This is a genomic window from Methylobacterium sp. Gmos1 (genome assembly GCF_053764715.1).
The window spans coordinates 22884-46945 of sequence record NZ_JBSNCC010000014.1 but is presented as its reverse complement, the minus strand read 5'-3'; the positions used below and the strand labels follow the sequence as shown (position 1 = coordinate 46945).

The 24062-nt window shown below is 71.7% G+C and carries 29 protein-coding genes; 16 read left to right on the top strand and 13 right to left on the bottom strand.

The genetic code is table 11. From position 1 onward, the window contains the following. Nucleotides 1-5: 5 nt before the first annotated feature. Nucleotides 6-608, bottom strand: a complete 603-nt coding sequence (gene phnH, locus ACS5PV_RS23005) for a phosphonate C-P lyase system protein PhnH (RefSeq protein ID WP_455397674.1) — start codon at nt 606-608, stop codon at nt 6-8. 14 nt (nt 609-622) lie between these two features. Beyond that, nucleotides 623-1096, bottom strand: coding sequence for a phosphonate C-P lyase system protein PhnG (gene phnG, locus ACS5PV_RS23000; RefSeq protein WP_455397673.1), 474 nt, complete (start codon nt 1094-1096; stop codon nt 623-625). A gap of 99 nt (nt 1097-1195) precedes the next feature. Between phnG and phnF the strand changes: the two genes are divergently transcribed. Both phnF and ACS5PV_RS22990 read left to right on the top strand, forming a co-directional pair. Beyond that, entirely contained in the window at nt 1196-1960 is a 765-nt protein-coding gene (phnF, locus tag ACS5PV_RS22995; protein ID WP_455397672.1) for a phosphonate metabolism transcriptional regulator PhnF, read from the top strand. Nucleotides 1961-2124: 164 nt separating this feature from the next. Beyond that, a complete protein-coding gene (locus ACS5PV_RS22990; RefSeq protein WP_455397671.1) occupies nt 2125-2352 on the top strand; it encodes a hypothetical protein in 228 nt (75 codons plus the stop codon). A 96-nt stretch (nt 2353-2448) separates the two neighbouring features. Here the strand turns inward: ACS5PV_RS22990 and ACS5PV_RS22985 are convergent, their stop codons facing one another. Both ACS5PV_RS22985 and ACS5PV_RS22980 read right to left on the bottom strand, forming a co-directional pair. Beyond that, nucleotides 2449-3681, bottom strand: coding sequence for an ABC transporter substrate-binding protein (locus ACS5PV_RS22985; protein WP_455397670.1), 1233 nt, complete (start codon nt 3679-3681; stop codon nt 2449-2451). A 131-nt stretch (nt 3682-3812) separates the two neighbouring features. Then, entirely contained in the window at nt 3813-4214 is a 402-nt protein-coding gene (locus tag ACS5PV_RS22980; protein WP_455397669.1) for an STAS/SEC14 domain-containing protein, read from the bottom strand. Between the two features lie 578 nt (nt 4215-4792). On the opposite strand from ACS5PV_RS22980, the gene ACS5PV_RS22975 reads away from it, so the two are divergent. Next, nucleotides 4793-5578 (top strand): Crp/Fnr family transcriptional regulator, encoded by a 786-nt coding sequence (locus ACS5PV_RS22975; RefSeq protein WP_455397668.1) that lies wholly within the window; start codon nt 4793-4795, stop codon nt 5576-5578. Between the two features lie 24 nt (nt 5579-5602). Here the strand turns inward: ACS5PV_RS22975 and ACS5PV_RS22970 are convergent, their stop codons facing one another. Next, nucleotides 5603-6295 carry a L,D-transpeptidase gene (locus tag ACS5PV_RS22970; protein WP_455397667.1) on the bottom strand — a complete coding sequence of 231 codons (693 nt, stop codon included), beginning with the start codon at nt 6293-6295 and terminating at the stop codon, nt 5603-5605. Between the two features lie 192 nt (nt 6296-6487). Between ACS5PV_RS22970 and ACS5PV_RS22965 the strand changes: the two genes are divergently transcribed. From ACS5PV_RS22965 to ACS5PV_RS22955, 3 genes are all read left to right on the top strand, one after another. Next, nucleotides 6488-6673, top strand: coding sequence for a YegP family protein (locus ACS5PV_RS22965; protein WP_455397666.1), 186 nt, complete (start codon nt 6488-6490; stop codon nt 6671-6673). A gap of 128 nt (nt 6674-6801) precedes the next feature. After that, nucleotides 6802-7110, top strand: a complete 309-nt coding sequence (locus ACS5PV_RS22960) for a hypothetical protein (RefSeq protein ID WP_455397665.1) — start codon at nt 6802-6804, stop codon at nt 7108-7110. A 160-nt stretch (nt 7111-7270) separates the two neighbouring features. Next, entirely contained in the window at nt 7271-7465 is a 195-nt protein-coding gene (locus tag ACS5PV_RS22955; protein WP_455397664.1) for a hypothetical protein, read from the top strand. A 128-nt stretch (nt 7466-7593) separates the two neighbouring features. On the opposite strand, the gene ACS5PV_RS22950 is transcribed toward ACS5PV_RS22955, so the two are convergent. Then, the gene (locus ACS5PV_RS22950) at nt 7594-8079 is read right to left on the bottom strand and encodes an NUDIX hydrolase (RefSeq protein WP_455397663.1); all 486 of its coding nucleotides are present in this window, start codon (nt 8077-8079) and stop codon (nt 7594-7596) included. Nucleotides 8080-8262: 183 nt separating this feature from the next. Between ACS5PV_RS22950 and ACS5PV_RS22945 the strand changes: the two genes are divergently transcribed. From ACS5PV_RS22945 to ACS5PV_RS22935, 3 genes are all read left to right on the top strand, one after another. Then, nucleotides 8263-9876 (top strand): acyl-CoA synthetase, encoded by a 1614-nt coding sequence (locus ACS5PV_RS22945; RefSeq protein WP_455397662.1) that lies wholly within the window; start codon nt 8263-8265, stop codon nt 9874-9876. 162 nt (nt 9877-10038) lie between these two features. Further along, entirely contained in the window at nt 10039-11268 is a 1230-nt protein-coding gene (locus tag ACS5PV_RS22940; RefSeq protein WP_455397661.1) for an ABC transporter substrate-binding protein, read from the top strand. Further along, nucleotides 11265-11927 (top strand): glutathione S-transferase family protein, encoded by a 663-nt coding sequence (locus ACS5PV_RS22935; RefSeq protein WP_455397660.1) that lies wholly within the window; start codon nt 11265-11267, stop codon nt 11925-11927. The genes ACS5PV_RS22940 and ACS5PV_RS22935 overlap by 4 nt, the downstream gene beginning before the upstream one ends. A gap of 1 nt (nt 11928) precedes the next feature. Here ACS5PV_RS22935 and ACS5PV_RS22930 read toward each other — a convergent pair whose 3' ends face one another. Further along, entirely contained in the window at nt 11929-12819 is an 891-nt protein-coding gene (locus ACS5PV_RS22930; protein WP_455397659.1) for a LysR family transcriptional regulator, read from the bottom strand. 288 nt (nt 12820-13107) lie between these two features. Here ACS5PV_RS22930 and ACS5PV_RS22925 point away from each other — a divergent pair, with 288 nt between their 5' ends. Continuing rightward, nucleotides 13108-13812 (top strand): ribonuclease activity regulator RraA, encoded by a 705-nt coding sequence (locus ACS5PV_RS22925; protein WP_455397658.1) that lies wholly within the window; start codon nt 13108-13110, stop codon nt 13810-13812. Between the two features lie 39 nt (nt 13813-13851). After that, nucleotides 13852-14640 carry a YdcF family protein gene (locus tag ACS5PV_RS22920; protein ID WP_455397657.1) on the top strand — a complete coding sequence of 263 codons (789 nt, stop codon included), beginning with the start codon at nt 13852-13854 and terminating at the stop codon, nt 14638-14640. A 102-nt stretch (nt 14641-14742) separates the two neighbouring features. Here ACS5PV_RS22920 and ACS5PV_RS22915 read toward each other — a convergent pair whose 3' ends face one another. From ACS5PV_RS22915 to ACS5PV_RS22900, 4 genes are all read right to left on the bottom strand, one after another. After that, nucleotides 14743-15006: a DUF3253 domain-containing protein gene (locus tag ACS5PV_RS22915; protein ID WP_455397656.1), complete on the bottom strand. Its 264-nt coding sequence runs from the start codon at nt 15004-15006 to the stop codon at nt 14743-14745. Beyond that, nucleotides 14996-15700: a DUF599 domain-containing protein gene (locus tag ACS5PV_RS22910; protein WP_455397655.1), complete on the bottom strand. Its 705-nt coding sequence runs from the start codon at nt 15698-15700 to the stop codon at nt 14996-14998. Before ACS5PV_RS22910 ends, ACS5PV_RS22915 begins: the two co-directional genes overlap by 11 nt. An 11-nt stretch (nt 15701-15711) precedes the next feature. Continuing rightward, nucleotides 15712-16026 carry an acylphosphatase gene (locus tag ACS5PV_RS22905; protein ID WP_455397654.1) on the bottom strand — a complete coding sequence of 105 codons (315 nt, stop codon included), beginning with the start codon at nt 16024-16026 and terminating at the stop codon, nt 15712-15714. A 135-nt stretch (nt 16027-16161) separates the two neighbouring features. After that, the gene (locus tag ACS5PV_RS22900; RefSeq protein WP_455397653.1) at nt 16162-16566 is read right to left on the bottom strand and encodes a hypothetical protein; all 405 of its coding nucleotides are present in this window, start codon (nt 16564-16566) and stop codon (nt 16162-16164) included. A gap of 173 nt (nt 16567-16739) precedes the next feature. Between ACS5PV_RS22900 and ACS5PV_RS22895 the strand changes: the two genes are divergently transcribed. Genes ACS5PV_RS22895 through ACS5PV_RS22885 form a run of 3 tightly spaced genes read left to right on the top strand, consistent with a single transcriptional unit; the run spans nt 16740 to nt 20030 of the window. Beyond that, entirely contained in the window at nt 16740-17084 is a 345-nt protein-coding gene (locus ACS5PV_RS22895) for a hypothetical protein (RefSeq protein WP_455397652.1), read from the top strand. A gap of 7 nt (nt 17085-17091) precedes the next feature. After that, the gene (locus ACS5PV_RS22890; protein WP_455397651.1) at nt 17092-19032 is read left to right on the top strand and encodes an AAA family ATPase; all 1941 of its coding nucleotides are present in this window, start codon (nt 17092-17094) and stop codon (nt 19030-19032) included. Then, complete coding sequence (locus ACS5PV_RS22885; protein WP_455397650.1) at nt 19029-20030, top strand: hypothetical protein; 1002 nt, start codon at nt 19029-19031, stop codon at nt 20028-20030. The genes ACS5PV_RS22890 and ACS5PV_RS22885 overlap by 4 nt, the downstream gene beginning before the upstream one ends. A gap of 61 nt (nt 20031-20091) precedes the next feature. Here ACS5PV_RS22885 and ACS5PV_RS22880 read toward each other — a convergent pair whose 3' ends face one another. Further along, complete coding sequence (locus ACS5PV_RS22880; RefSeq protein ID WP_455397649.1) at nt 20092-20844, bottom strand: glyoxalase superfamily protein; 753 nt, start codon at nt 20842-20844, stop codon at nt 20092-20094. Between the two features lie 277 nt (nt 20845-21121). Further along, on the bottom strand, nt 21122-21802 hold the full coding sequence (locus tag ACS5PV_RS22875; protein ID WP_455397648.1) for a hypothetical protein: 681 nt from the start codon (nt 21800-21802) through the stop codon (nt 21122-21124). Nucleotides 21803-22138: 336 nt separating this feature from the next. Here ACS5PV_RS22875 and ACS5PV_RS22870 point away from each other — a divergent pair, with 336 nt between their 5' ends. Both ACS5PV_RS22870 and ACS5PV_RS22865 read left to right on the top strand, forming a co-directional pair. Beyond that, nucleotides 22139-22909: a trna delta -isopentenylpyrophosphate transferase gene (locus ACS5PV_RS22870; RefSeq protein WP_455397647.1), complete on the top strand. Its 771-nt coding sequence runs from the start codon at nt 22139-22141 to the stop codon at nt 22907-22909. Nucleotides 22910-23097: 188 nt separating this feature from the next. After that, complete coding sequence (locus ACS5PV_RS22865; RefSeq protein WP_455397646.1) at nt 23098-23988, top strand: dienelactone hydrolase family protein; 891 nt, start codon at nt 23098-23100, stop codon at nt 23986-23988. Nucleotides 23989-24062: the final 74 nt, after the last annotated feature.

Genomic DNA, 24062 nt, shown 5'->3' with positions numbered 1-24062 from the left:
GGCGGTCAGCCTCCGGTGACGCGGGTAGAGCGCGGCAGGGCCGCGAGGCGGCCGGGCGCCGCCAGAACCAGGTCGACCCCCTGCGGAAAGCCGGCGTGGTTGCGGGCGAGCCGGTCGAGCATGTCCGCCGGCAGCGGCACGGCAGAGAGCGTCGCGCTGCCCTTGATGCCCGGCCCGTCGAGGCGCCAGCCTGCGCGGTCCGACAGCTCGGAGACCGCCAGCACCAGGGTCGCGGAGCGGTCCGGATAGGCCGGGGTGACTTGCGCGAAGGTCCCGAGATCCGGGCAGGCGGCGGGATCGGAGATCAGCGCGAAGGCGGCCTCCATCGGATCCGCGGTGATGCGCGCGCCGGTGTGGAAGCGGAGGAACTCCGCCACGGCCAGGTTTTTCGCGAGGCCTGAGTCGAGCCAGAGCGGCGCGTCGGAATCGGCGAGCGCCAGGGCGACGGCGGCGAGCTCCGGGGTGAGCGGCGCCGGGGGCTCCAGGTTCGTCGTTAGAGGCTGGATCGTGCCAGGGCGCGCGAGCGCGTCCATCACGGCGCGGAAGACGGCTTGCGCGTCGTTGACGGGGTCGGGAAAGCCGCGGGCGAGCATCGCTCCACTCCCCATCAATCCTCTCCCCATCAATCTTCTCCCCTGGCCATGGTGAAGAAGTTCACCCGCGTCGCCGCGATCCGGCGCGCCTCCGCCGCGCGCTCCTCGGCGCGGCGGGCGCCGACGGGCCTCAGCGCCGCCTCGACCGCCGCGCGGTGCGCGGGCACTTGCCACAAGGCGTCGAGGGTGGCGGCGAGCCGCGCCTTCGCCCGGTCGCGGCCAAGATGGTAGGCGAAACCGGTCTCGCCGCCCCGCAAGCGCACCGCCGCCCGGGTCACCGTCGCCTCGCCGAGGTTGAACGGTCGTCCGTCGCCGCCGATGCGGCCGCGGGTCATCACCAGGCCGGTCTCCGGCGGGCGCAGGTCCTCGGGGTCGTCCACGGCGCCGAGCGCCGAGAGGGCGTCGCGCAATTCCTCGGCGCGGGCCGCGCCGCACAGCGCCATCATGGCGCGGCGGGCGGCGAGATCGGGCGTTTCGCCGGTGGTTGGGGTATGCTCGGGCATCGGGTCTGCCTGCTGGCTTCCGTGCTGTCGTTGGCCTCGCGGTCGTCTAATGGTATAGACAACCGACAACCGGGGAGCAAATGAAACTTGGATGACGGTATGAGCGCGGGCGGCGACGGCCCGGTGACGGATGGCCGAACGACGATGCTGGCCCGCGGTGAAGGCCTAGCGGCGTGGCGCCAGATCGCCGACGGCGTGGCGGCCGACATCGAGGCCGGGCGCCTCGCGGCGGGTGCGCAGCTGCCGACGGAGGCGGCGCTCGCGGCGCGGTTCGGCGTCAACCGCCACACCGTGCGCCGGGCGCTGGCGGCGCTCGCCGAGCGCGGGCTGGTGCGGGCGACGCAGGGGCGCGGCACCTTCGTGGAGACGCAGCGCCTCGCCTATCCGATCGGCCGGCGCACCCGCTTCTCGGAAATCGTCAGCAAGGCCGGTCGCGAGGCCTGGGGCGACCTCATCGCGGCCGACAGCGTGCCGGCCGATCCCGCGACCGCCGAGGCCCTGGGGCTAGCCCCCGGCTCGGCCATGCTCGAACTGCTGACCATCCACCGGGCCGACGGCACGCCGCTCTCGACCGCCCGCACCTGCCTGCCGCTGCCGCGCTTCAAGGGGTTCGCAGAGGCCTACGCGGCCCTCGGCTCGCTCACCCGCGCCTACGCTGAGTTCGGCATCGCCGACTACACCCGCCTGTCGACCCGCATCACCGCCCGCCCGGCCGCCGCCGACGAGGCCGCCCGCCTCGACCTCGTGCCGGGGCGCGTGCTGATCGTGCTGTCGAGCGTCAACGTCGATGCGGCGGGCGTGCCGATCCAGGCGACGCGCAGCCTGTTCGCGGCGGACCGGGTGGAGCTGGTGGTGGAGGGGTAGGGGCTCTGCTGTTCAAGCTCCCGCTTTCCCGGATCTGCTTCCGCTGACGCTCCCGTCGTGCGGGAACGGGAAGCGCGTGACATCGCTCGGTGGGCCAGGGACGATCACCCCGAACTTCCTGCCGCAGCGGAGGTTGTTCCGGCGACGCCACTCCGGAGCCCCCGATGCCCACCCGCCTGCCTTGCGCCGCCCTGCTCCTCCTCGCCGCCGTGCCGCTCGCCCCCGCGCAGGCCGGTCCGGCGCAGGACTACATGTACCAGCGCCGGCAACTCGGCCGGGGCCAGGTCTGCCGGCCTCCGCTGAAATTCGCGGCCGGCGCCTGCGTGCGGCGCTGTCCGGCGGGCTACCAGGACAATGGCGGCTATTGCCGCCTGCGCAACATGGTGCGCTGAGCCTCATTCGCCAAAGCGTCCACCGGTTCGGCGAATGATGGAAAAACAAGGATCCGAGCGGAGTTGCGCCACGCAATTCCGCTCGGATGCGTCGACCTACTTCGCCGCCGCCTTGACCAACGGGCAGCCGCCCTCGGCGAGCGGCCGGAACGCCTCGTCGCCTGGCACGGTGGCGATGAGCTTGTAGAGGTCCCACTCGCCGGTCGATTCCTTGGGCGTCTTCACCTGCATCAGGTACATGTCGTGGACCATGCGGCCGTCCTCGCGGATCCGGCCGTTCGTCGCGAACATGTCGTTGACCGGCATCTCGCGCATCTTGGCGATCACGGTCTTCGCGTCGTCGGTGCCGGCGGCCTGCACGGCCTTCAGGTAGTGCAGCACCGAGGAATAGACGCCGGCCTGGTGCATCGTCGGCATCAGCCCGGCCTTCTCCTTGAAGCGGGTGCCGAAGGCGCGGGTCTCGGGCGTGCGGTCCCAGTAGAAGGCGGTGGTGAGCAGCAGGCCCTGCGCCACCTCGATGCCGAGGCTGTGGACGTCGTCGATGTTGATGAGGAGCGCCAGGAGCGTCTGGCCGCCCTGGACGATGCCGAATTCGTGCGCCTGCTTGATCGCGTTGACGGTGTCACCGCCGGCATTGGCGAAGGCGATGAGCTTGGCGCCCGAGGCTTGCGCCTGGAGCAGGAACGACGAGAAGTCGGCGGTGGCGAAGGGCGCACGCACCGTGGAGACCACCTTGCCGCCGGAGCGCTTCACCTCCGCGATGGCGTCCCGCTCGAGCGCGTGGCCGAAGGCGTAGTCGGCGGTGACGAAGGCCCAGGTGTCGAGCCCCTTTTTCACCGCGGCGTTCCCGGAGACGTGCGAGAGCGCGTAGGTGTCGTAGGTCCACTGGATGCCGGTGGGCGAGCATTGCGGCCCGGTGAGGTCCGAGGTGCCGCCGCCCGAGACGATGAGCAGCTTGCCCTTCTCCTTGGCGACCTGCTGCACGGCGAGCGCCACCGAGGAGGTCGGCACGTCGAGGATCACGTCGACGCCCTCGCGGTCGTACCACTGCCGGGCGATGTTGGAGCCGACATCCGGCTTGTTCTGGTGGTCGGCGAAGACCACCTCGATCGGCTTGCCGTCGAGGGTGCCGCCGAAGTCCTTCACCGCCATCTCGGCGGCGATCACCGAGCCGCGGCCGGTGGAATCGGCGTAGACGCTCGACATGTCGTTGAGCACGGCGAGCTTGACCTTGCCGTCGCTGAGCCGCGGTTCGGCCCGGACGGGGCCGGCGAGGGCCGCCAGGGACGCGGCGGCGAGGAGCAGGGTACGAACAGGGGTAGCGAGCATCGCGGGCGTTCTCCCGGGCGCGCGTGCCGCTTCTCGACGAGCGGATCGTGGCGCCCCGGGGCCCATGAGAGGGTGCGGGGCGGCATGGCGCAAGCCCTGGGACCGATCCGAACGGGTGATCCCGACGGCATTCAGGCCTTCGCGGGTCCCGCCTCGGCGAGGTAGGCCCAGGCCGCCGCCTCGTCGGCGAGGTCGAAGGTCTTGGTGTCCACCGGCAGCACCGTCCCGGACAGGTTGATCATCGCGCGGGCGAGGGCCGGCGCGCCGACCACCACGTACTTGCGGATATGCGCGACCGAGCGGGCCATCACCGAGGTGGCGTAGCCGTCGAAGCGCGCGCCGAGGTCCGAACCCTCGTAGTTCGACATGACGAGCAGCATGTCGATCTTGTCGTGCGCCTTCATGGCCGCGTCGGTGATCGCCGACATCCACTCGATGTCCGGCTTGGTGATCCGGTCCTTGACCTCGAAGGCGATGAGGTCGGGCCGCGGGGACTCGCGCCGGACGACCGAACCATCGGGGCTTGCATTCATGACGACCTCGCGATGCCGCGCGAAAGACGATCGGGACGGTGGCGGCTCGTGGCGGGAGAACGGCGCTCGCGCCGTTTCGATCCTGCGACCCGCGGTCCCGATGCGCGCAAGACCGCCCGGTGGAAGGACACGTGGCGGTCCTTCCTGGCTGGCAAACCCGGCCGGGTCGTCGCACGGGACCACGCATCGGCCCGCATCCAGTCCAGGTATCGCAGGCCAGGTGCCCGGCTGAGTTCGTTCGCACCGCGCCGATGGCCGACCGGGCTGCGTGACGAGCCTCAGAACTATCGGCAGGACGGTCACGCGCACCATCCCGGTCCCGATAGGCCGATTCCCGTTGGTGCACCTACCCACGCCACAAGACCTAAGACCTGCCAGGCTGCCGCGCCGAATCCTGCGATCGGAATGCCATCATGTGTGGCTCGGTCTATCCGGCGCGAAGCCGCGCCCCACCCAGGTCCGATCGCGCTGCGTCGCCGCGGTCGGCGACGAGCTAGGCCAAGGTGTGACATTGATTCAGATCGATCCATCGATACATTGAGAAACGTATTCTCTCGGCGGGTTTTGCGAGGCCGAGCATGCCATACCACCTCATCCGCAAGCTCAGCCGCCATGGCCATCTCTCAGCGGACGAAGAGGAGACGGTTCGGCGCCTCGCGCACGTGACCGGCTGGGTCGGCCCCAACCGCGACCTGCTGACGGATGGCGCAGCGCCCCGGGAAGTCTGCGTGATCCTGGAAGGCTGGGCCTGCGCCTACAAGCAGTTGGAGGACGGTCGCCGGCAGATCATCGGCTTCCTCATGCCCGGCGACGCCTGCGGTGCGGCCGCGGTGTTTCCGGACGTGGTCAACTACTCGGTCGGCACGTTGACGGCGGTGCGCACGGCCCGGATCCTCGGCCTCACCCTCCTGGCGACGGCGGACACGCAGCCGCGCATCCTGCGCGCCTTCTGGCTCGACATGCTCGCAATGTCTGCCATCCAGCGCGAATGGACGGCCAGCATCGGATTGCGCACCGCCCGCGAGCGCGTCGCGCACCTCCTCTGCGAGATCGTGACCCGCCTGCGCGCGATCGGGCTGGCGGACGATGACGGCTGCGTCCTGCCCCTCACGCAGGAGGATCTCGGTGAGACGGTCGGGATCTCAACCGTGCACGTGAACCGCACCTTGCAGGATCTGCGCGCCTGCGGCCTCATCACGTTGAAACGCCAGCAACTCGTCATCCCGGATTTCGCGGCGCTGCAGGCGGTCGCGCAGTTCGACGACGCCTACCTCCATCCCTGTCCGCTCGGAGCCGCCGCCGATCGTCAGGCGAGGCTCCGGCAGACGGCGGATCCGGTTCTCGGTTCGCTCCTCAGCCCGTGAAAGGCAGTCCGGGCGCGGCGCCGCTCACGCCGGCAGCACCACCACCTTGGTCTTCACCGGGGTCTGATCGTAGAGGTGGATCATGTCCTGGCTCAGCAGGCCGACGCAGCCGCTGGTGATGCCCGAGCCGATCGATTCCGGGTCGCTGCTGGCGTAGATCGTGTACAGCGTGTAGGCGCCGTTCTGGTAGAGGTGCAGCGTGCGGGCGCCGAGCGGATTGTCGAGGCCGCCCGGCATGCCGCGGGCGTACTTCGCCGCCTCCGGCTGGCGCCGGATCATCTCCTTGGGCGGGGTCCAGGTCGCCCACTCGCTCTTGCGCCCGACATAGGCGTCGCCGCTCCACCGGAACCCGTCGCGGCCGACATTGGCGCCGTAGCGCGTCGCGCGACCGCCCTCCTCGATCCGGTAGACGTAGTAGTTGGCCGGATCGACGACGATCGTGCCGGGCGCTTCCTTCGAGGCGTACTGGACGGTCCGGCGAAAGTACTTCGGGTTGACCTTGCTGACGTCGACCGCCGGGATCGGGAACTTTTCCGTCGGCACCGGGCCGTAGAGTGCCGAGGCCTCGGCGAGGCTCATCCCGTCGGTGGTCGCGCAGCCGGCGAGCCCGAGCCCGCCCAGGCACGCCGAGCCGAGCAGGAACGACCGGCGGTGCAGCTGCGAGGGCGCGCCGTCCTGCCGCGCGCCGGTCCCGGCGCTTCCAGTCCTCACGATCATGACTCTCGGACTTTCCGTATCCCTTGGCTTCCGCGGACCCTGCCGCTCGACGGCCACGCTGGCAAGGGCCGCCCCGGTGCGCGCGACGCCTGACGGCGGGTGTCGGCCCGGCACGGATCGCCCCGATGGGCGTTGCCGCCCTCGCGCGCGACCCCATCTGTCGTGCGAGAGCAACACCGCGGGAGAATTTCAATGCGCTTCGAACTCTACCGGGATGGCAAGGGCGAGTGGCGCTGGCGCCTGCGGGCCGAGAACGGCGAGGTGGTGGCCGATTCCGGCGAGGGCTACGTCCGGCGCGAGGATTGCGAGCACGGCATCGCCCTGGTGAAGGGCGCCGCCAACGCCCGGGTCGTCGACATGACGCTCAAGATCGCCTGACGGCGGCGCACGCCCCGGTCACACATCGTTCACTCTCTGACGCGAGGCGCGCAACGCTTTTCCGCCCCCGCGCGTTTCCGCCGTCCATGCCTCCCCCCGGAGGCCTGCACGAGTGAGGGACCGACGACGTGCTGAAGACCGTGATGCTGGCCGCTGGCCTGATCCTGGGCGGTGCCGCCGCCCTGCCGCAGGGCGCGACCGCCGCTCCCCTGACCGAGACCGCCGCTCCGGCCGCGACCTCCGCGCCGACCGCCTGGGCGCAGTACGGTTACTACGGCCGTCACCGCCACTTTGGCCCCCGCGGCTACGGCTACGGCTACCGTCGCCACTTCGGCCCGCGCTACGGCTTCCGCGGGCCGCGCCATTTCGGCCCCCGCCCGTGGGGCGGTCACCGCGGCTGGGGCCACGGCCCGCGCGGCTACTACCGGGGTTTCTGACCGGTTTCGACGGCCGGCCGCCCCATCCGGGGCGGCCGTGCCGCAATCTCGCCGCATCCATGACCTTGGCTGTCGAAGCCTGGCCGTTCCGGCGGCCGGGCTTGACTCATGACGGGTCCGCTCGTGCAGCGGCCCCGCCCCACAACCAAGGGGAACCGGAATGCCGCACACTCTCGCGGAGCGCCGCCGGCGCGTCGAAGCGCAGCTTCAGGACTACGAGCGCATCCTGGCGGAGATCCGCTCCTCGGCGGGCCTCGGCGCCAACAGCCGCGCCCTCCAACTCCAGCACGCCCGCCTGATCTCGCAGGCGCGCACCGAACTGGCCTCGCTGGACACCGAACTGGCTGGTCTCTGATAGCAAATCCGGAAGATCACTTCCGGGTATGCTGTCATCAGCCCGCGCGGCGCATGAGCGAAGCCGACTTACGCATCGCGAAGCCATCAATCGGAAGTCGTACAGCGCCAGCTCCCGGTCCCGCGGCCTCACGCGGGACCCTTCAGGGCATCGCGCGCCGCGTCGTAGAACGCCACGATGTCTTCCGGATAGACCTGCGCCCCCGGCGTCACGAGCTCGTCGCGCGTCCACCAGCGATGCTCGGCCAGGACCTCGACCTCGTGCGCCGTCCAGCCGTCGCGAGTGAGGAGATCGCTCCCGGCCCGCACGGCGAAGAAGCGCTCCCGCGCCCGCACCCACTCGCCATCGGGCATCTTCATCGGAAACACACGCTCGCCGAGCATCGGCGCCGTGCCCGAGCAGGGCAGGCCGGTCTCCTCGCGCAGCTCCCGCACGGCCGCTTCCGCAAAGCTCTCGCCCGCCTCGACGCCGCCGCCCGGCGTCGCCCAGTAGGCCTCCCCGGCGAGGGCCCCGGTTCGGAAGGCGAAACGGAACAGCAGCAGACGATGCTCTCCGTCGAGCACCAGGAGCCGGGCGGCGGGGCGTTCGCGCAGCGGGGCCGGCGTCGTTCCCATATCACTCCGCTCCATCGCGCGACCTCGTCATGGCAGGCAGGGGCGCAGGCTTAGCGAAATTTCCGGGCACGCGGGGTCGGTCGTCGGTCATGCTTCGCGTGTTGACACCTGAAAACGAATGAACGATCGTTTCAATCGAAGGACCGCCGAACGGTCTCTAAAAAATCACGGGTGGAACCGCCGATGCTCCAGCGCGCGGAGAGCTACGCCGACCTCGTGGAGCGGTTCCGCTGGCGGATCCCGGACCGCTACAACATCGGCACCGACGTCTGCGACCGGCACGCGCCGGGCAATCCCCTGGCGCTGATCCATCTCGGTCCCGACGGCGCCGTGCAGCGCTACGGCTTCGACGACCTGCGCCGGCTGTCGAACCGCTTCGCCAACGTGCTGGCGGCGCACGGCCTGACGCGCGGCGACCGGATCGGCGTGCTGCTGCCGCAATCGCCCGAAACGGCGATCGCCCACATCACGGGCTTTCGCGCCGGGCTCATCACCATCCCGCTCTTCGTGCTGTTCGGGCCCGACGCGCTTCTCTTCCGCCTCGGCCACAGCGGCGCGAAGGCCGTGGTGACCGACCGGGACGGCGCCGCGCTGCTCGCCGGGATCCGCGACCGCCTGCCCGATCTGGCGCGGGTCTACTGCATCGACGGGCCGGCGGACGGGGCGGAGGATTTCCACGCGCTCTGCATGCGTGCCTCCGACGCCTTCGTGCCGGTCGACACCGCCGCCGACGATCCGGCGGTCATCATCTACACCTCGGGCACGACCGGCGATCCGAAGGGCGCACTACACGCCCACCGGGTGCTGCTCGGCCACCTGCCGGGGGTCGAGATGCCGCAGCGCTTCCTGCCGCAACCCGGCGACCGGTTCTGGACGCCCGCCGACTGGGCCTGGATCGGCGGCCTCCTCGACGTGCTGCTCCCGGCCCTGCACCACGGCGTGCCAGTGGTCTCGCATCGCGCCAGGAAGTTCGATCCCGAGGCGGCGTTCCGGCTGATGGCCGAGCAGGCGGTGCGCAACGTCTTCCTGCCGCCCACCGCCATGAAGCTGATGCGCCAGGCCCGCACCACGCCCTATCCGGGGCTTGCCTTGCGCTCGGTCGGCAGCGGCGGCGAGAGCCTGGGGGCGGAGATGCTGGCCTGGGGCGAGGCGGTGCTCGGCGTTCCGGTCAACGAGTTCTACGGCCAGACCGAGTGCAACCTCGTCGTCTCCTCCTGCGCCGACCTGTTTCCCGCTCGCCCCGGCGCCATGGGCCGGCCGGTGCCGGGCCACGACGTGCGCATCGTCGACGGCGAGGGGCAGGAGGTGAGAGATGGCACGACCGGCCACATCGCGGTGCGCCGGCCCGACCCGGTGATGTTCCTCGGCTACTGGCGCAACCCGGAGGCGACGGAGAGGAAGTTCATCGGCGAGTGGCTGATCACGGGGGATCTCGGTCGGCGGGACCCGGACGGGTTCCTGTGGTTCGTCGGCCGCGACGACGACGTCATCACCTCGGCCGGCTACCGCATCGGCCCCGGCGAGATCGAGGATTGCCTCCTGCGCCACCCGGCGGTCGCGCTATGCGGCGTCGTCGGCGTGCCGGATCCGGTGCGGACCGAGGCGGTGAAGGCCTTCATCGTGCTCAAGAGCGGGGTCGAGGGTACGCCGGATCTGGCGCGCGAGATCCAGGACTTCGTGCGCACGCGGCTCGCCGCCCACGAGTACCCGCGCCACGTCGCCTTCGTCGAGGAGCTGCCGATGACCGCGACCGGCAAGATCATCCGGCGGGCGCTGCGGGAGCGGGGAGGGGCGTGAGGACGACCTCGACACCCGATGGATCGATCGCACGATAGCGAACACACCGCGTCGTCCCGGGGCCGCGAAGCGGAACCCGGGATGACGAGCACGATGACAGGACATCCGGCGACCAACGACCGGATGCCGCCACACCACCGGGAGGACACCATGCCGACATCGATGCTCCGCCGAACGTCCCGCGCCCTGGCGCTCGCCGCCGCGTCCCTGATCGCCCTCGCGCAGGCGCAAGCCGACGATTCTAAAACCGCCGGTCCCACCCGCGTCACCCTCGGCGTGCTGAACGACCGCGCCGGGCCCTATTCCGACCTCGCCGGCGAGGGCTCGGTGGTGGCGGCCGAGATGGCGGCAGCCGACTTCAAGGCGCAGAACCCCGATTTCGACATCCGGGTCCTCTCCGCCGACCACCAGAACAAGCCGGATGTCGGCGCCGGCATCGTGCGACAGTGGATCGACCGGGACGACCTCGACGTCGTGCTCGACGTGCCGTTCTCCTCGGTGGCGCTCGCCGTGCACCAGATCGTGCGCGAGAAGAACCGGCTGATGATCAATTCGGGTGCGGGCGCCTCGGAGATCACCGGGGCGCTGTGCTCGCCCAACACCATCCACTGGACCTACGACACCTGGGCGCTCGCCAACGGCACCGGCGGCGCCATGGTGCGCTCGGGCGGCGACACCTGGTTCTTCATCACCGCCGACTACGCCTTCGGCAAGGCGCTGGAACGCGACGTGTCGGAGGTTGTCGCGCGCAACGGTGGCACGGTGCTGGGCTCGGTCCGCCACCCGGTCGCGGCGAACGATTTTTCCTCGTTCCTGATCCAGGCGCAAGGCTCGAAGGCCAAGGTGATCGGCCTGGCGAATGCCGGCAGCGACACGATCAACACCATCAAGCAGGGGTCGGAGTTCGGCGTCGCCGAGGGCGGCCAGCGCCTCGCCGGCCTGCTGGTTTTCTTGAGCGACGTGCACTCCCTCGGCCTCAAGGTGGCGCAGGGGCTGGTGCTGACGGAAGCCTTCTACTGGGACCTCAACGACGGCACCCGCGCCTGGTCGCGCCGCTTCGCCGAGCGCTACAAGGGCCGGATGCCGACCATGGTCCAGGCCGGGGTCTACGCGGGCATGATGCACTACCTCAAGGCCGTGAAGGCGACCGGGAGCAAGGACCCCGCGACGGTCACCGCCGAGATGCGCCGGGTGCCGGCGGAGGATCCGCTGTTCGGCCGCTCCGAGGTGCGGGCCGACGGACGGGTGACCCACCCGATGTACCTGTTCGAGGTGAAGAAGCCCGCCGAGTCGAAGGGCCCCTGGGACTATTACCGCCTGGTCTCGACGATTCCCGCCGACCAGGCCTTCCGGCCGCTCCAGGCCGGCAACTGCCCGCTGGTGACGAAATGAAGCTGCATCACTGCGTCGGCGCCCGCTCGTTCCGGCCGCTCTGGGCGCTCGAGGCCCTGGACCTGCCCTACGAGCTGGCGATGCTGCCGTTCCCGCCGCGGGTCCACGCCAAGGAATACTTCGCCCTCAACCCGCTCGGCACGATCCCGTTCTTCGAGGACGGCGAGACGCGGATGACGGAATCGGCGGCGATCTGCGAGTACCTGGCGGCGCGCCACGGCGTCGGGGGGCTCGGCGTGCGGCCCGACGAGGCGGAGTACGGCCGCTACCTCAACGCGCTGCATTTCGGCGAGGCGACCCTGACCTTCCCGCAGACCCTCGTCCTGCGCTACGGCCGGTTCGAACCGCCGGAGCGGCGCAACCCCGGCCTCGTCGAGGATTACGCGCGATGGTTCCTGTCGCGGCTCAGGGGCTTCGGCACGGTGCTGGGGGAGCGCCGCTTCGTCTGCGCCGGGCGCTTCACCGCGGCGGACATCAGCATCGGCTACGCCCTGATGCTGGCCGATTTCGCGGGCCTCGCCGAGCAGTTGCCGGACTTCGCCAGAGCCTACTGGGACGGCCTGAAGGCCGAGCCGTCCTACGCCCGGGCGCTCGCGGCCGAGCAGCGGGCGGCCGAGGCGCAGGGCGTGTCGCCGGTGCCCTCGCCGCTCGGAGGTTGAGTCAGTCCAGCACCAGGGTCGCCCGCAGGCGCGCCACCGCGAGATCGACGAAGGTTCGTACCTTGGCGGGCGCGTGCCGGCCCGCCGGGTAGAGCACGTGGATCGGCAGCGGCTCCTCCTCGTGCTCGGCGAGCACGATCCGCAGCCGGCCCTCCCGCAGGGCGGGGCCGACCTGGTAGTGCAGCACCCGGGTCAGGCCCCAGCCGGCGAGCGCAGCGCTGATGCCGGCCTCGTTGGTGTTGGTCTCCAACGCCGGGTGGATGGTGACCCGCTCGTCGCCGGCGAAGCGCCACTCGGGCGAGGACCAGGACCCGGTCGAGACCGCGATGCGGTGCCGCTTCAGGTCGGCGGGCCGCGCCGGCTCGCCGTAGCGTGCGAAGTAGCCCGGCGCCCCGCAGACGACGCGGCGCACCGCGCCCACCTTCACGGCGGTGAGGCCGGAATCGGGCAGGTGGCCGATGCGGATGGCGACGTCGATGCCCTCCTCGACGATGTTCACCGGCCGGTCGACGAACAGGGTGCGGGCCGCCATCGTCGGATAGGCGTCGAGGTAGTCGGTCACGATCGGCAGGACGTGGATGTGCCCGAACAGGATCGGGGCCGTCACCGCGAGGGTGCCGGAGGGCATGCCGTAGGAGCCCGCCGCCGCGGCCTCGGCCTCGGCGATGTCGGAGAGGATGCGCCGGCAATCGGCGACGTAGCGTGCGCCCGCCTCGGTGAGCTTCACCGACCGGGTGGTGCGCACGAACAGCCGCGCGCCGATCGTCTCCTCCAGCGCCGCCACCGCCCGCGTCACCACCGGGGGGCTCAGATGCAGGAGGCGCGCGGCCTCGGCGAAGCTCTCCGTCTCCGCGACCTTCGCGACGACGCGCATGGCCTGCCACCGATCCACGGACCCTCGCTTCCGATCCGGCTGGCAGGCTCCGCTGCCCCCGGCTTCGCCGCCCCCCGCGGCTGCAAGAGTGTCGCGAGGAATCGCGACGATTGCCACCATGGAGAGCGAGGTTCCTTCTCGGCTCTCCTCCAGCGCGAGCCGGGCTACGGTGGCCTGCGATCGGGGAGCGTGCGTGCGGCGCCGCGATGGATCCGGCCGATCCGGGCCATGCACTGACGGCGTGGCCGCCTCGCCCGGGATCGGCTAGGTCTCGCTCGTTCCTTTATCCACGTCCGCGAAAGCCCGATGCCGCTCGACAAGACGCTCCTCGACGCCCTTCAGGCCGTCACCACCGCCACCCTGACCACCGTGCTCCTCAAGAAGGGCATCCGCCGCTGCTGGATGCGCGGGCCGATGCCGCGCTTCGCCGCCGGGCAGCGGGTGGTCGGCCCGGCCTTCACGCTACGCTTCGTCCCGGCCCGCGAGGACCTGGCGACCCCCGAATCCTGGTCGAGCCCGACCTCGACCCGCGCGGCGATCGAGGCGATGCCCGAGGGCTGCATCGCCGTCGTCGACGCGATGGGGGTGCAGGACGCCGGCATCTTCGGCGACATCCTCTGCGCCCGGATGAAGAAGCGCGGCGTGGCGGCGCTCGTCACCGACGGCGTCGTGCGCGACGGCGAGGGCGTCGAGGGCACCGGCCTGCCGGTCTGGTGCTCGGGCGTCGCGGCGCCGGCCTCGGTGGCGGGGCTGACCTTCGTCGGCTGGGGCGAGCCGGTCGGCTGCGGCGGCGTCGCGGTCTATCCCGGCGACATCGTGGTGGCGGACGGCGACGGCGCGGTGCTGATCCCGGCGGCGCTCGCCGAGGAGGTGGCGCTCGCCGCCGTCGAGCAGGAGCGCCTGGAACTCTGGATCATGCGCGAGGTCGACAAGGGGCTGCCCCTGCCGGGCCTCTACCCGCCGAACGCCGAGACCAAGGCCCGCTACGAGGCGGAGACGGCCAAGTCCTGATCCAAGTCCTGATCCATTCCTGAAGCCGGGCCTCTCCCGGTGTTCTTCGTGCTCTCGAAGGTGCTGTGGTTCCTCGCCGCGCCTTCGAACCTGCTCCTGCTCCTGGTGCTCGCCGGGGCGGGGCTGGCCCTGCGCTGGCGGCGCCTCGGCCTCGGGATCGCGGCCGTCGCCGGCCTCGTCCTCCTCGTCGGCGGCGTCTCGCCGCTGGCCTCCCGGGTGTTCGGCCCGCTCGAGAACCGGTTTCCGGAATTCCGCGACGACGGCGCGCCGGTCGCCGGGATCGTGGTGCTCGGCGGCGCGGTCGAGACCGGGCTGTCGGCCGCCCGCGACCAGATGGTGCTCAACGATGCCGGCGAGCGCATGATCGCGCTCGGCGACCTCGCGCGGCGCTATCCCGCCGCGACGCTGGTCTTCGCCGGCGGCTCCGGGCGGCTCACCGGCGACGGCGCGGTGTCCGAGTCGACGATCGTGCGCCGCCACGCCGCGTCCCTCGGCGTTTCGCCCGAGCGGATCACCTACGACGAGAAGTCCCGCAACACCCGGGAGAACGCGATCTTCAGCGCCGAACTGGTCCGGCCGAAGCCCGGCGAGCGCTGGCTTCTCGTCACCTCCGCCTGGCACATGCCGCGGGCGATGGGCTGCTTTCGCCGCGCCGGCTTCACGGTGACGGCCTACCCGGTCGATTACCGCACCGGCCCCGGCGCCGTCGCGATGCACTCCACGGCCGGCGACGGCCTGTTCGAGCTCGACATCGCGGTGCGCGAATGGCTCGGCCTCGTGGCGTACCGGGCCTCGGGCTACACGGAGGCGGTGTTTCCGGGACCCTGAGCTAAGCAGACCTGCGTTGGCCTGCCAACGCAGGTCTGCTTAGGGTCTTGTTGTGCCGCAGATTTTTGGCGGCGAACCGGCAACCACTCCGGCGAAATCTGCTTAGCGCGGCAAGGACAACCGGTAGATCCCGCGAAAGTCGTCGGGATCCGCCACGACCTTGCCCTTGCGCAAGATGGCGATCCGGCCCGCCTTCATCAGGCGCACCGCCTGGCGGCGGACCGGCTGCATCAGGGGCCCCCAGCCGTCGGGGTGCGGACCGCCCAGCGCCCGGGCGACCTCGGAGGGGCAGACGGTCTTGTCGGCCCCGCGATCGGTGACGAGGCGCACCAGGGTGAGTTCGATCTCGTAATCGTCAGGGATCATCGTAGTCCTGCAGGGCCCGGCGGGCGTCGGAGGCGAACTGGCGCTGCCACATCACGGTGAGCACCATCGCGGTGGTGACGAACAGCACGTAAGCGCTGACGAACCATCCAAGATACGCCAGCGCGAAGAAGAACGCACGCTGCCCGCGGTTGAAATGCCCGCCCGCCACCACGTTCATCGCGGCGGCCCGCCGCGCCGCCCGCTCGATCCGCGCCGGGTCGCCATCGCGCGGCGGCACCGCGCCGATCAGGATCGCGCCGTAATTGAACAGCCGGTACGCCCAGGCGAACTTGAAGAATGCGTAGACGAAGATCAGCGCGAGGCCCGCGACCTTGATCTCCCACACCGCGCGGGTCATCGGCGCGCCGAAGGGCAGGGTCGAGAACAGGGTCAGGGCGTCGTCGGCGGAGCGCGACAGGGTGAGCGCGCTCCCGAGCGCGATAAGCGCCGTCGAGGCGAAGAAGGCGGTGCCGTTCTGGAGCGAGGCGTTGATGGTGGTGTCGACCACCCGGTTCTCGCGCACGATCTGCTGGTCGGCCCAGGCGTGGCGGTAGCGGTTCATCATGCCGTTGAGGCTGCGCTTGCCCCCCGACAGGTGCTCGACCGCGTAGGAATAGCCGAACCACGCCGTGAGGAAGCAGAGGAGGGCGGCGAGGTCGAGGAGCGTGAAGCTGTTGCCCAGATCCAGGTGCATGCCGGACCCCGTCAGGCGGTCGGCAGGATCTGCACGCCGCGCGCGGCGGCCTGCGGCGGATCGCCTTCGGCGAGATCCGTGACCGCGAGATCTTCGACCGCGAGATCCTGCACCCGCGCCCCGGGCGGGCCCTGGCGGCAGGCCTCGATCATCGCGGCGACGGCCTCCGCCGGCCCGGCGAGGCGGGCCTCGACGCTGCCGTCGTGCCGGTTGCGCACGCTGCCGGTGAGCCCGCGCGCCTCCGCCACGCCCTTGGTCCAGGCCCGGTAGCCGACGCCCTGGACCCGGCCCCGGACGATGATCTCCACGCTGCGGTACCCGCTCACGGCCGCCCACTCCCCGCACGATGCTCGCTTGCGGCGGGATCTAGAGCGTTCTCCGACGAAGTGGATACCGGTTCGTCGAAGAAAATGCGGCAGAATCAAAGACCTAGAGCAGTGCCCTGCGGGAGGGAAGAGCGATCAGGCGCTCGCCGCCACCAGCGGGCGGACCGGGATCCGCGGCGCCGGAGCCCGGACGCGCACGAGGTCGGCGAGCGGCACGAAGGCGTCCGGCGCCGCGCCCCCGACCCTCGTGCCGAAACCGAGCGCGAAGGAGAGGGTGAGCTTGCGGTCGGGCGCGATGCCGAAGGCGTCGAGGGCGGCGGTGAAGGCCTCGCGGAAGCTGCGCACGCCGCACCAGCTCTTCTCCGAGAGGTGGAGCGGCCACTCCCAGTGGCCGTCCGGCCGCCGGGCGCCCACCGCGTCGCGGTCGATGAAGTAGCCGGTGTCCCGGTGCTCCAGGCCGTCCGCGTGGAGGCGCCAGTCCCGGTTCTCGAACAGCGGGGCAGCCTCGGCCGCTTCGTCGTCCAGGCGGGTGGTCTCCATGCGGGTCTCCCAAGGTTCCGCTGCGACGCCGCACCGCCTCCCGGACCGGCTCGTCGTATGGAACATTTCCGGAACACTGGGCTGATTTGCACAGGTCGTCAACAGGGCGCGCCGAACATTTCTCACCCGCGCGGGACGTTGCCAAAGCCGGGGCGGGATGCCACCTCGACGCGATGAACACGGGGAACCAGATGGAGCGCAGCCGCAGGGGCCAGGAGATGGGGTCGCGGGAGCCGGGTGCCGATGTCGAGGCCCTGCGCCGCCTCGAGGCGTTGCAGCCGGCCTACGAGCGCCTGCGCGCCGACCGGATCCGGGCCGAGAGCGACGTCGAGCGCCTGACCGCCGAGCTCGCCGCTGCCCGGGCCCAGGCCCGCGAGGAGCTGGGCACCGACGACGAGGCCGAGATCCGCCGGATGATCGAGGAGGCGAGGGCCGAGAACGCCCGCCGGGTCGAGGCCTTCGCGCAGTCCCTGCGGGCGGTCCAGGACCGCCTCGACGCCCTCGATCCGGGCCGCTGAGGCGCCCGTGACCTCTGCCGACATCCAGGACGCGCTGACCCGCGCTGGCCGCCTCCTCGCTCGTCTGGAGGCGATCCGCGACGGCGACCGGACGGCGCTCGCCGAGCGCACGCGGCTGGTCGCCGGCGCCAAGGGCCGGCTGGCCCAGCGCGACGCCGTCGACACCTACCTGCGCGAGTTGCAGCAGGACGCGAACCGGCGCAGCGTCGCGACCTTCGAGACCCTGCTCACCGCCCTCGTCCAGGAGGTGCTGCCCGGCGAGAAGCCGGTGCGCCTGGACCTCACCACCGAGCGCGGCCTGCCGGCCCTCGACATCGGGGTCGAGCGCCCCGATGGCGGGCGCGAGGACGTGCTGGAGGACAATGGCGGCGCGATGACCAACGTGGTCGGGATGGCGCTGCGCCTGATCGCGGTGGTCAAGGCCGGCGTCGGCCGCTTCCTCGCCCTCGACGAGGCCGATTGCTGGATCGCGCCGGACCGCGTCCCGGCCTTCTACCGGGTGCTCGACGACGGTGCCGCGCGCCTCGGCGTGCAGTGCCTGGCGATCTCGCACCACGACGTGGCGGGGTTCGATGCCGGCCTCACCGTGAGCCGCATCGCCGGCCGGCCCGAAACCGGGGTCGCGATCGAGGGGCCGGCCGCGGCGTGCGCGGCCGCGTGGTCTCCCGACAAGCCGGGCTTCCGCTTCGTCCGGCTGATCGACGTCCAGGGTTTCGTTGACGCCACCCTGCCGCTCTCGCCCGGCGTCAACGCGCTGGTCGGACCCAACAACCACGGCAAGTCGACGGTGATCCGCGCCCTGCGAGCGGTCTTCTACGGCGAGGTGCGCGACAGCCTGGTGCGGGCGGGCGCGAGCGCGGCCCGGGTCGAGATCGGCGTCGCCGGGGGCCGGGTGCTGCGCTACGTCCGCCAGCCGAAGCGCACCCCAGTCAACCTGTGGTCGCTGCACGAGGCCGACGGGTCTCTGGTGCAGGAGAACGGCACCACGCTCGAGACCGGCGGCCGCGACGTGCCGCCCTGGGTCGAACGGCTCTACGGCATCACCCGGGTCGAGGAGCTGGACGTCCACGTCGCGCACCAAAAATTCCCCGTCTTCCTCCTCGGCGAGAAGCCGGCCCGGCGCTCGGCGGTGCTGTCGATCGGCCGCGAGGCCGGGTTGATCCGCGACATGCAGGCGCTCCAGCGCGAGCGCGTCACCGAGGACCAGCGCACGATCCGCGAGGGCGAGCGCGAGATCACCCGCCTGCGCGAGCGCCTCTCCGCCCTCGACGGGCTCGACGCCCTGGCCGAGGCGCTGCACGGGCTACACGCGGAGGCCGGCGCGCTCGCGCAGGTTGCGGCGCGGCTGCGCGAGCGCGTTGCCCTGGCCGAGCGCCTGGACCGCGCCGCCCGCCTCGCGACCGGCGCCGCCGCCCGCGCCCGGGCGCTCGCCGACCTACCGGGACCGGAAGTCGGGGCCGAGCTGGGACGGGCGCTGGCCGAGGCGCGCAACCGCGAGGCGCTGGGCCGCCGGGTGCTCGCCGCCGCCGCCGACCTCGCGGGCGCTGGGAGCAGAGTCACCGCCCTGGCGGACCTGCCGCCGGAGGCGCCGCTCCCGCGCGACACCGCGCAGGCTACTGCCCACGCCACCCGGCTGCGCCGGCTGCGTGCCGGCCTCGATGCCGCGCAGCGGCGAGCGAGCGCCCTGCGCGACCTGCCGGAGCCGCCCGCGCCGGTGCTCCGGCCGGATGCCGCGGCGACCGCCCGGCGTCTCGCAGAAATCGGCCGGCGCCTCGCCGAGGCGCAAGGCCGGGAGAGGTCGGCCCGCGACGGCCTCGCGGCGGCAGAAGCCGAGATGGCGGATGTGCTGGCCTCGACCGGCGGGCGCTGCCCGGCCTGCGGCACCCCGGCCGCGCCCGCGACCCTCCTCACCGGCCACCGCCACGCCCCGGCGGGGGAGGCGGCATGATCCTCGGACGCGAGCGGCTCGATGCCGCGCCGGTCGCCTGCGCCGGCCTCCTCGTCATCGGCGATCCGCACGTCTCGTCGCGCCGGCCGGGCCGGCGCAAGGATCCCGACTGGCCGGCGCCGGTGCTCGGGAAGCTCGAGCATTGCGTCGCGCTCGCCAACGCCCGCGACCTTGCGCCCGTGCTCCTCGGCGACCTGTTCGAGCGGCCGGTCGAGCCCGACGAGAGCCTGAAGTCGCGCCTGATCCGCATCCTCAAGGGGTTCCGTCACCGCCCGCTCGCCAATGTCGGCAACCACGACATCCGCCACACCCGCCTGTCCGACGGCGACAGCCTGGCGATGCTGGCGGTGAGCGACGTCCTCGACGCGGTGCCGGAATCCGGCCCGGCGGCGCTCTACCGGATCGACGGGTGCCTGATCGGCCTCGGCGCCACGCCCTTCGGCCAGGCGATCCCCTCGGACGCGACCGGGCTCTTCCGGGAGGCCGACCACGTCGTCTGGCTTACCCATCACGACCTCGCCTTCGGGGCCGGCTATCCGGGCGCGGTGCCGCCGGAGGCGATCCGCGGCTGCGCGCTGGCGCTCAACGGCCACGTCCACAAGCGCCATGCGCCGGTGCGGATCGGCGAGACGCTGTGGTTCAACCCGGGCAACATCACCCGCGGTTCGATCGATCTCATCCATCACGTGCCGGCCGCCTTCGTGCTGTCAGGCGATCTCTCCCTCTCCGAGGAGCGGCTGCCCTTTGCTGCCGACGTGTTCGACCTCACCGGCCGCCAGGTCGCCGCCGACGCCTCGCCGGAGGCGATCGGCCGGGTCGAGAGCGCCTTCGTCTCCCTCCTCCAGGCCGAGACCACCACCGACCTCGCGCGCAGCGACGACGGCGCCCTGATCCGCGAGGAGATCGAGGCGAAGTTCTCTCGCGATGAGACCCCCGAGCCGGTGCGGGCGGCGATCCGCTCGCTGGTCGAGGCGGCCGTGGCGAGAAGGGGCGCCTGACGGCGGCGCCCCGCCCTCGTTCCGATCGCGCAGCTGCCCCGACCCCGGCGAGGCGCGGGGTTCAGCCCGCCTTCGTCCTCGCATCCGCCGGCTGCGCGAAATCGAGGTTGGTCGGTTCCGGGCGGACGCGGGCGAGCACCGTGACCGCGTCCTCCGGGGAGGCTTCGCGCAGCGCGAAGCCACCGGCCCAGGCCCGCCCGCTGCCCCGGAGATAATAGCCGAAATGCAGGGTCTCGGCCTCTTCCGGCACGTCGAGCACGATGCGCCGGCTCGTCCAGCCCTGCGTGCCGGTGAGCGGCCCGTCGATCGCCCGCTCCTCCATGTTGTCGAAGGCGACGCTCCGCCCGATCGCCGCATCGGCCCGCAGCCACAGGGTGGCGGCGCCGACGACATCCTGCACCCGCAGGTCGGCGCTGAGGCAGACCCGGCGCCCGCGGAACGGCGCGGCCGCGACGCTCTGCATCAGCGTGGCGAATCCCTTCTCCATCGCCGCGTAGGCGGGATCGTCCTCGGCGTAGCGGCACCGGATCAGCGCCGCCCGGCCCTCGCCGTAGGGTGCCGTCGGATCGATGCCCATCTCGTAGAGGTGCGGCTTCGAGCCGGAGACGAGCCAGCCCGCCGGAGGCACCAGGGCCGTCTGCCGTACCGGCTCTGCCGGCGCCGCCAGGCGGGCAGAGAGGATGTTCCAGTTGTCGAGGCCGAACTGGCGGGCGACGATCTCCAGGCACTCGCCGTGGGACAGGGCCGTGCCTCGCCGGCCCAGCTCCTCGCGGAGCGTCTTCGCCATCGCCTTGGCGTCGCGGTAGGTGCGCATGATCCAGTCCCTGGTCGCGGGCGAACCAGCGGGATCAGTGCTTGCCTTGCTGACCGGTTCGCCCGACGGACGGGGAGATCGGATGCGCGTCGCGAAGGATGCATTCACCGAACCCCGGGGGGCGCAGGCGGCGGGCTGCATCAGCCCTGGCCGCGATGAAATCGCGAGTCGGGCCGCAACGTCAAGTTGGCCGTCTTGGTGCACCTCACAAAACTCCCGCTGCGCTGGCGCCCCCACATCGAGCGACGCCGGTGACCGGGAGTTTTGTGAGAGACACTTAGAAGCCGAATGGATCCGGATACGGCAGCGCCCGCCGCCGCACCGGCGTCTCGGGCAGGATCGGGCGGCTGATGTCCACCGCGACCAGCCCCTCGACGGCGAGCGCCAGCACCGCAGCGACGCCGTCCTGGGCGTTGATCGCCATCGCGGCGCATTCGACCAGGCGGCCGGTGCCGCACTCGTCGAGGTGGTGCAGGATCCGCACCCGGTCGCCAGCCGAGACGTAGGTGCGGCGGCAGGCCATGATCAGGCGCACCGTCGAGATCCGCGGCTCGGCCCGCAGGGTCGCGGCGCTCTCGATCACGAAGCGGCGGCCGTCCTCGGCCACCACCGGCTCGCCCGCCACGTAGGCCGTGCGGAAGGGGTGCCGCCCGAGATCGGCCTCCGCCACCACGTCGACGAGGAGGCCCGGCTCGTCGGTGCGCACCTGCTCGAAATCCGCGGCGTGCTCCACCACCGCGTCGCCGAGCGTCAGGCGGACGGCGCTCGGCGCGGCCCGCAGGCGCTCCACCGCCGGATCGAGTGCCGCGATGGCGAGGAAATCCGCGACGAGCGCCGGGCGCGGCACCGCGGGCGCGAGCGCGGTGCCGCGGCGGGGCGTGGTGCTCCGCACGGCGCTGCGGCGCTGACCCGGGCGTTCGAGCAGGGTCGAGGCATCGAGGAGGGCGGGGGTGCTCATGCGGGGCTCCGGGGCCGGGATCGGCGCCGATCCGCCGTCCAGGCAAAGTTCTAGGCATACGGCTCTTCAGGAACATTTAGCGAACAAGCCTGACACAGGCAACGCCGCATCAATCGTCGCCGTGACGGCGTGGCCGTATCGAACGCCGGTTCGTCTGATCCCGTCGTCGATGCCCGGCGAGGGCGCGACAAAACATCGTCACCCGGTGGCATTTCTTCTGGCTTCGGCATCGCGAAAACGCTCGCGCATCGCCATATGCCGTGTTAGGGAACAAACGTGGAACCGGCCGATTCCCCGCCCGTCCGGAGCCGCTGTCAGCAGGTGAGATCGATCGAGATGAGCGCAACCACGGACAAGCAGATCGCGGACATCCTCGCCACCTACGGCGAGCCCCTGGCCGGCAACGTCTGGCGCGTGCAGGGCACCGCAGTGATCTACCACAAGGCCCTGGAGCGGATCGCCGTGCAGGCCCGCATCCGTTTCGATGCCCCGGTGATCGTGCGCGCCGAGCGGGACGAGGCTGTGATCCTGGTGACCGGCCACATGCCGGGCCCGAACGGCGACCGCACCGAGTGGTCGATCGGCGAGGCCCTGATCGGCGTGAACTACCGCGTCTCGGGCAAGCAGGCGGCCTACGTCTTCGCCATGGCGGAGAAGCGGGCCAAGGACCGGGTCATCCTCAAGCTCGCCGGACTGCACGGCCTGCTCTATTCCGAGGACGAGGCCGACGAGTTCAAGGCGAGCCGGCCGGACCTCGTCGCGGCGAACCAGTTGCGCCGGCTCGAACCGGTGCGGGAGGCACAGGAATCCGATGAGCGCGACCGGGAGACCGGGGCCGCCAACGACGCCGACTCGGCCAGGGCGGCAGAGGATGCCCCGCGCATGGATGCCGCCTCGTCGGAGGCCGACCTGACCGCCCGCATCGACGAGGCCCAGTCGATCAACGCGGTGACCGACCTGATGCTCGCGCCCGAGACGCAAGCCGCGCTCGCCGCGATGCCGCCGGGCGTGCGCGACGAGGTGCGCGAGCACGCCAAGGCCCGGCTCGTCGCGCTCGGCTGGCCGGCCCGCAGCAACGCCAAGTCGCGCAAGGCCGCGGTGGCGTGACCGCGCGCAACGACCGATCCGGGACAGGGCCGTCCGCTCGCGCGGGCGGCCCTTTTCCTTTGGGCGGGTCGATCGCGCCTGACCGGATCGTGACCGTGGACGATGGGCCTTGGCGCTTGCCCTGGCGGCCTGCGCACGCAAGATCGCGCGCCGGCGCGAACGGACGCCGTGAGACGGGAGGACACCGGATGGCTTCGAGCGACGACGCGCGGACCGACGATCTCGAGCAGCTCGACGGCCTGGTGATCCCGCCTTTCTCCCGGCGCGGCTTCGTGATGACGAGCCTGATGACCGGGCTGACCCTCGCCACCACCCGGGTCGAGGCGCAGGCCATCCACACCGACGAGGCCGGCATCGTCGCCGGCGAGGTCCGGATCCCGGTCGGCGACGGGCCGATGCCGGCCTACCGGGCGATGCCGCAAGGCCCCGGGCCGTTCCCGATCGTCCTCGTCGTCGAGGAGATCTTCGGCGTCCACGACTACATCAAGGACATCTGCCGGCGGCTCGCCAAGGCCGGCTACACCGCGGTCGCGCCCGAGCTGTTCGCCCGTCAGGGCGACGTCTCGAAGATGACCGACGTGCAGGAGATCGTCCGCGAGGTGGTCTCGAAGACCCCGGACGCCCAGGTGATGGGCGACCTCGACGCCACCGCCGCCTGGGCCGCCGCCGAGGCCAAGGGCGATGCGGGCAAGCTCGGCATCACCGGCTGGTGCCGCGGCGGACGCACGGTGTGGCTCTACGCCGCCCACAGCGCCAACCTGAAGGCCGGCGTCGCCTGGTACGGCAATTTCGGCGGCACCCGCACCGGCATTCAGCCGAAGACCGCCGCCGACGTGATCCCGGACATCCGCGCGCCGATCCTCGGCCTCTACGGCGCCGCCGATACCGGCATCCCGGTCGCCGACGTCGAGAAGGCGCGCGACGCCGCGAAGTCCGCCGGCAAGACTGTCGACATCGTGATCTTCCCGGACGCGCCGCACGGCTTCCACGCCGATTACCGCCCGAGCTACCGCAAGGGCCCGGCGGAGGAGGGCTGGGGGCGGATGCTGGCGTGGTTCCGCGACCACGGCGTCGCCTGAGTCACGGCTTGGTGTTGCGGCGAGCCTTGCAATGCCGCAACACCTCGGGAAGGATGCGCGCAGGGTCCCGGGAG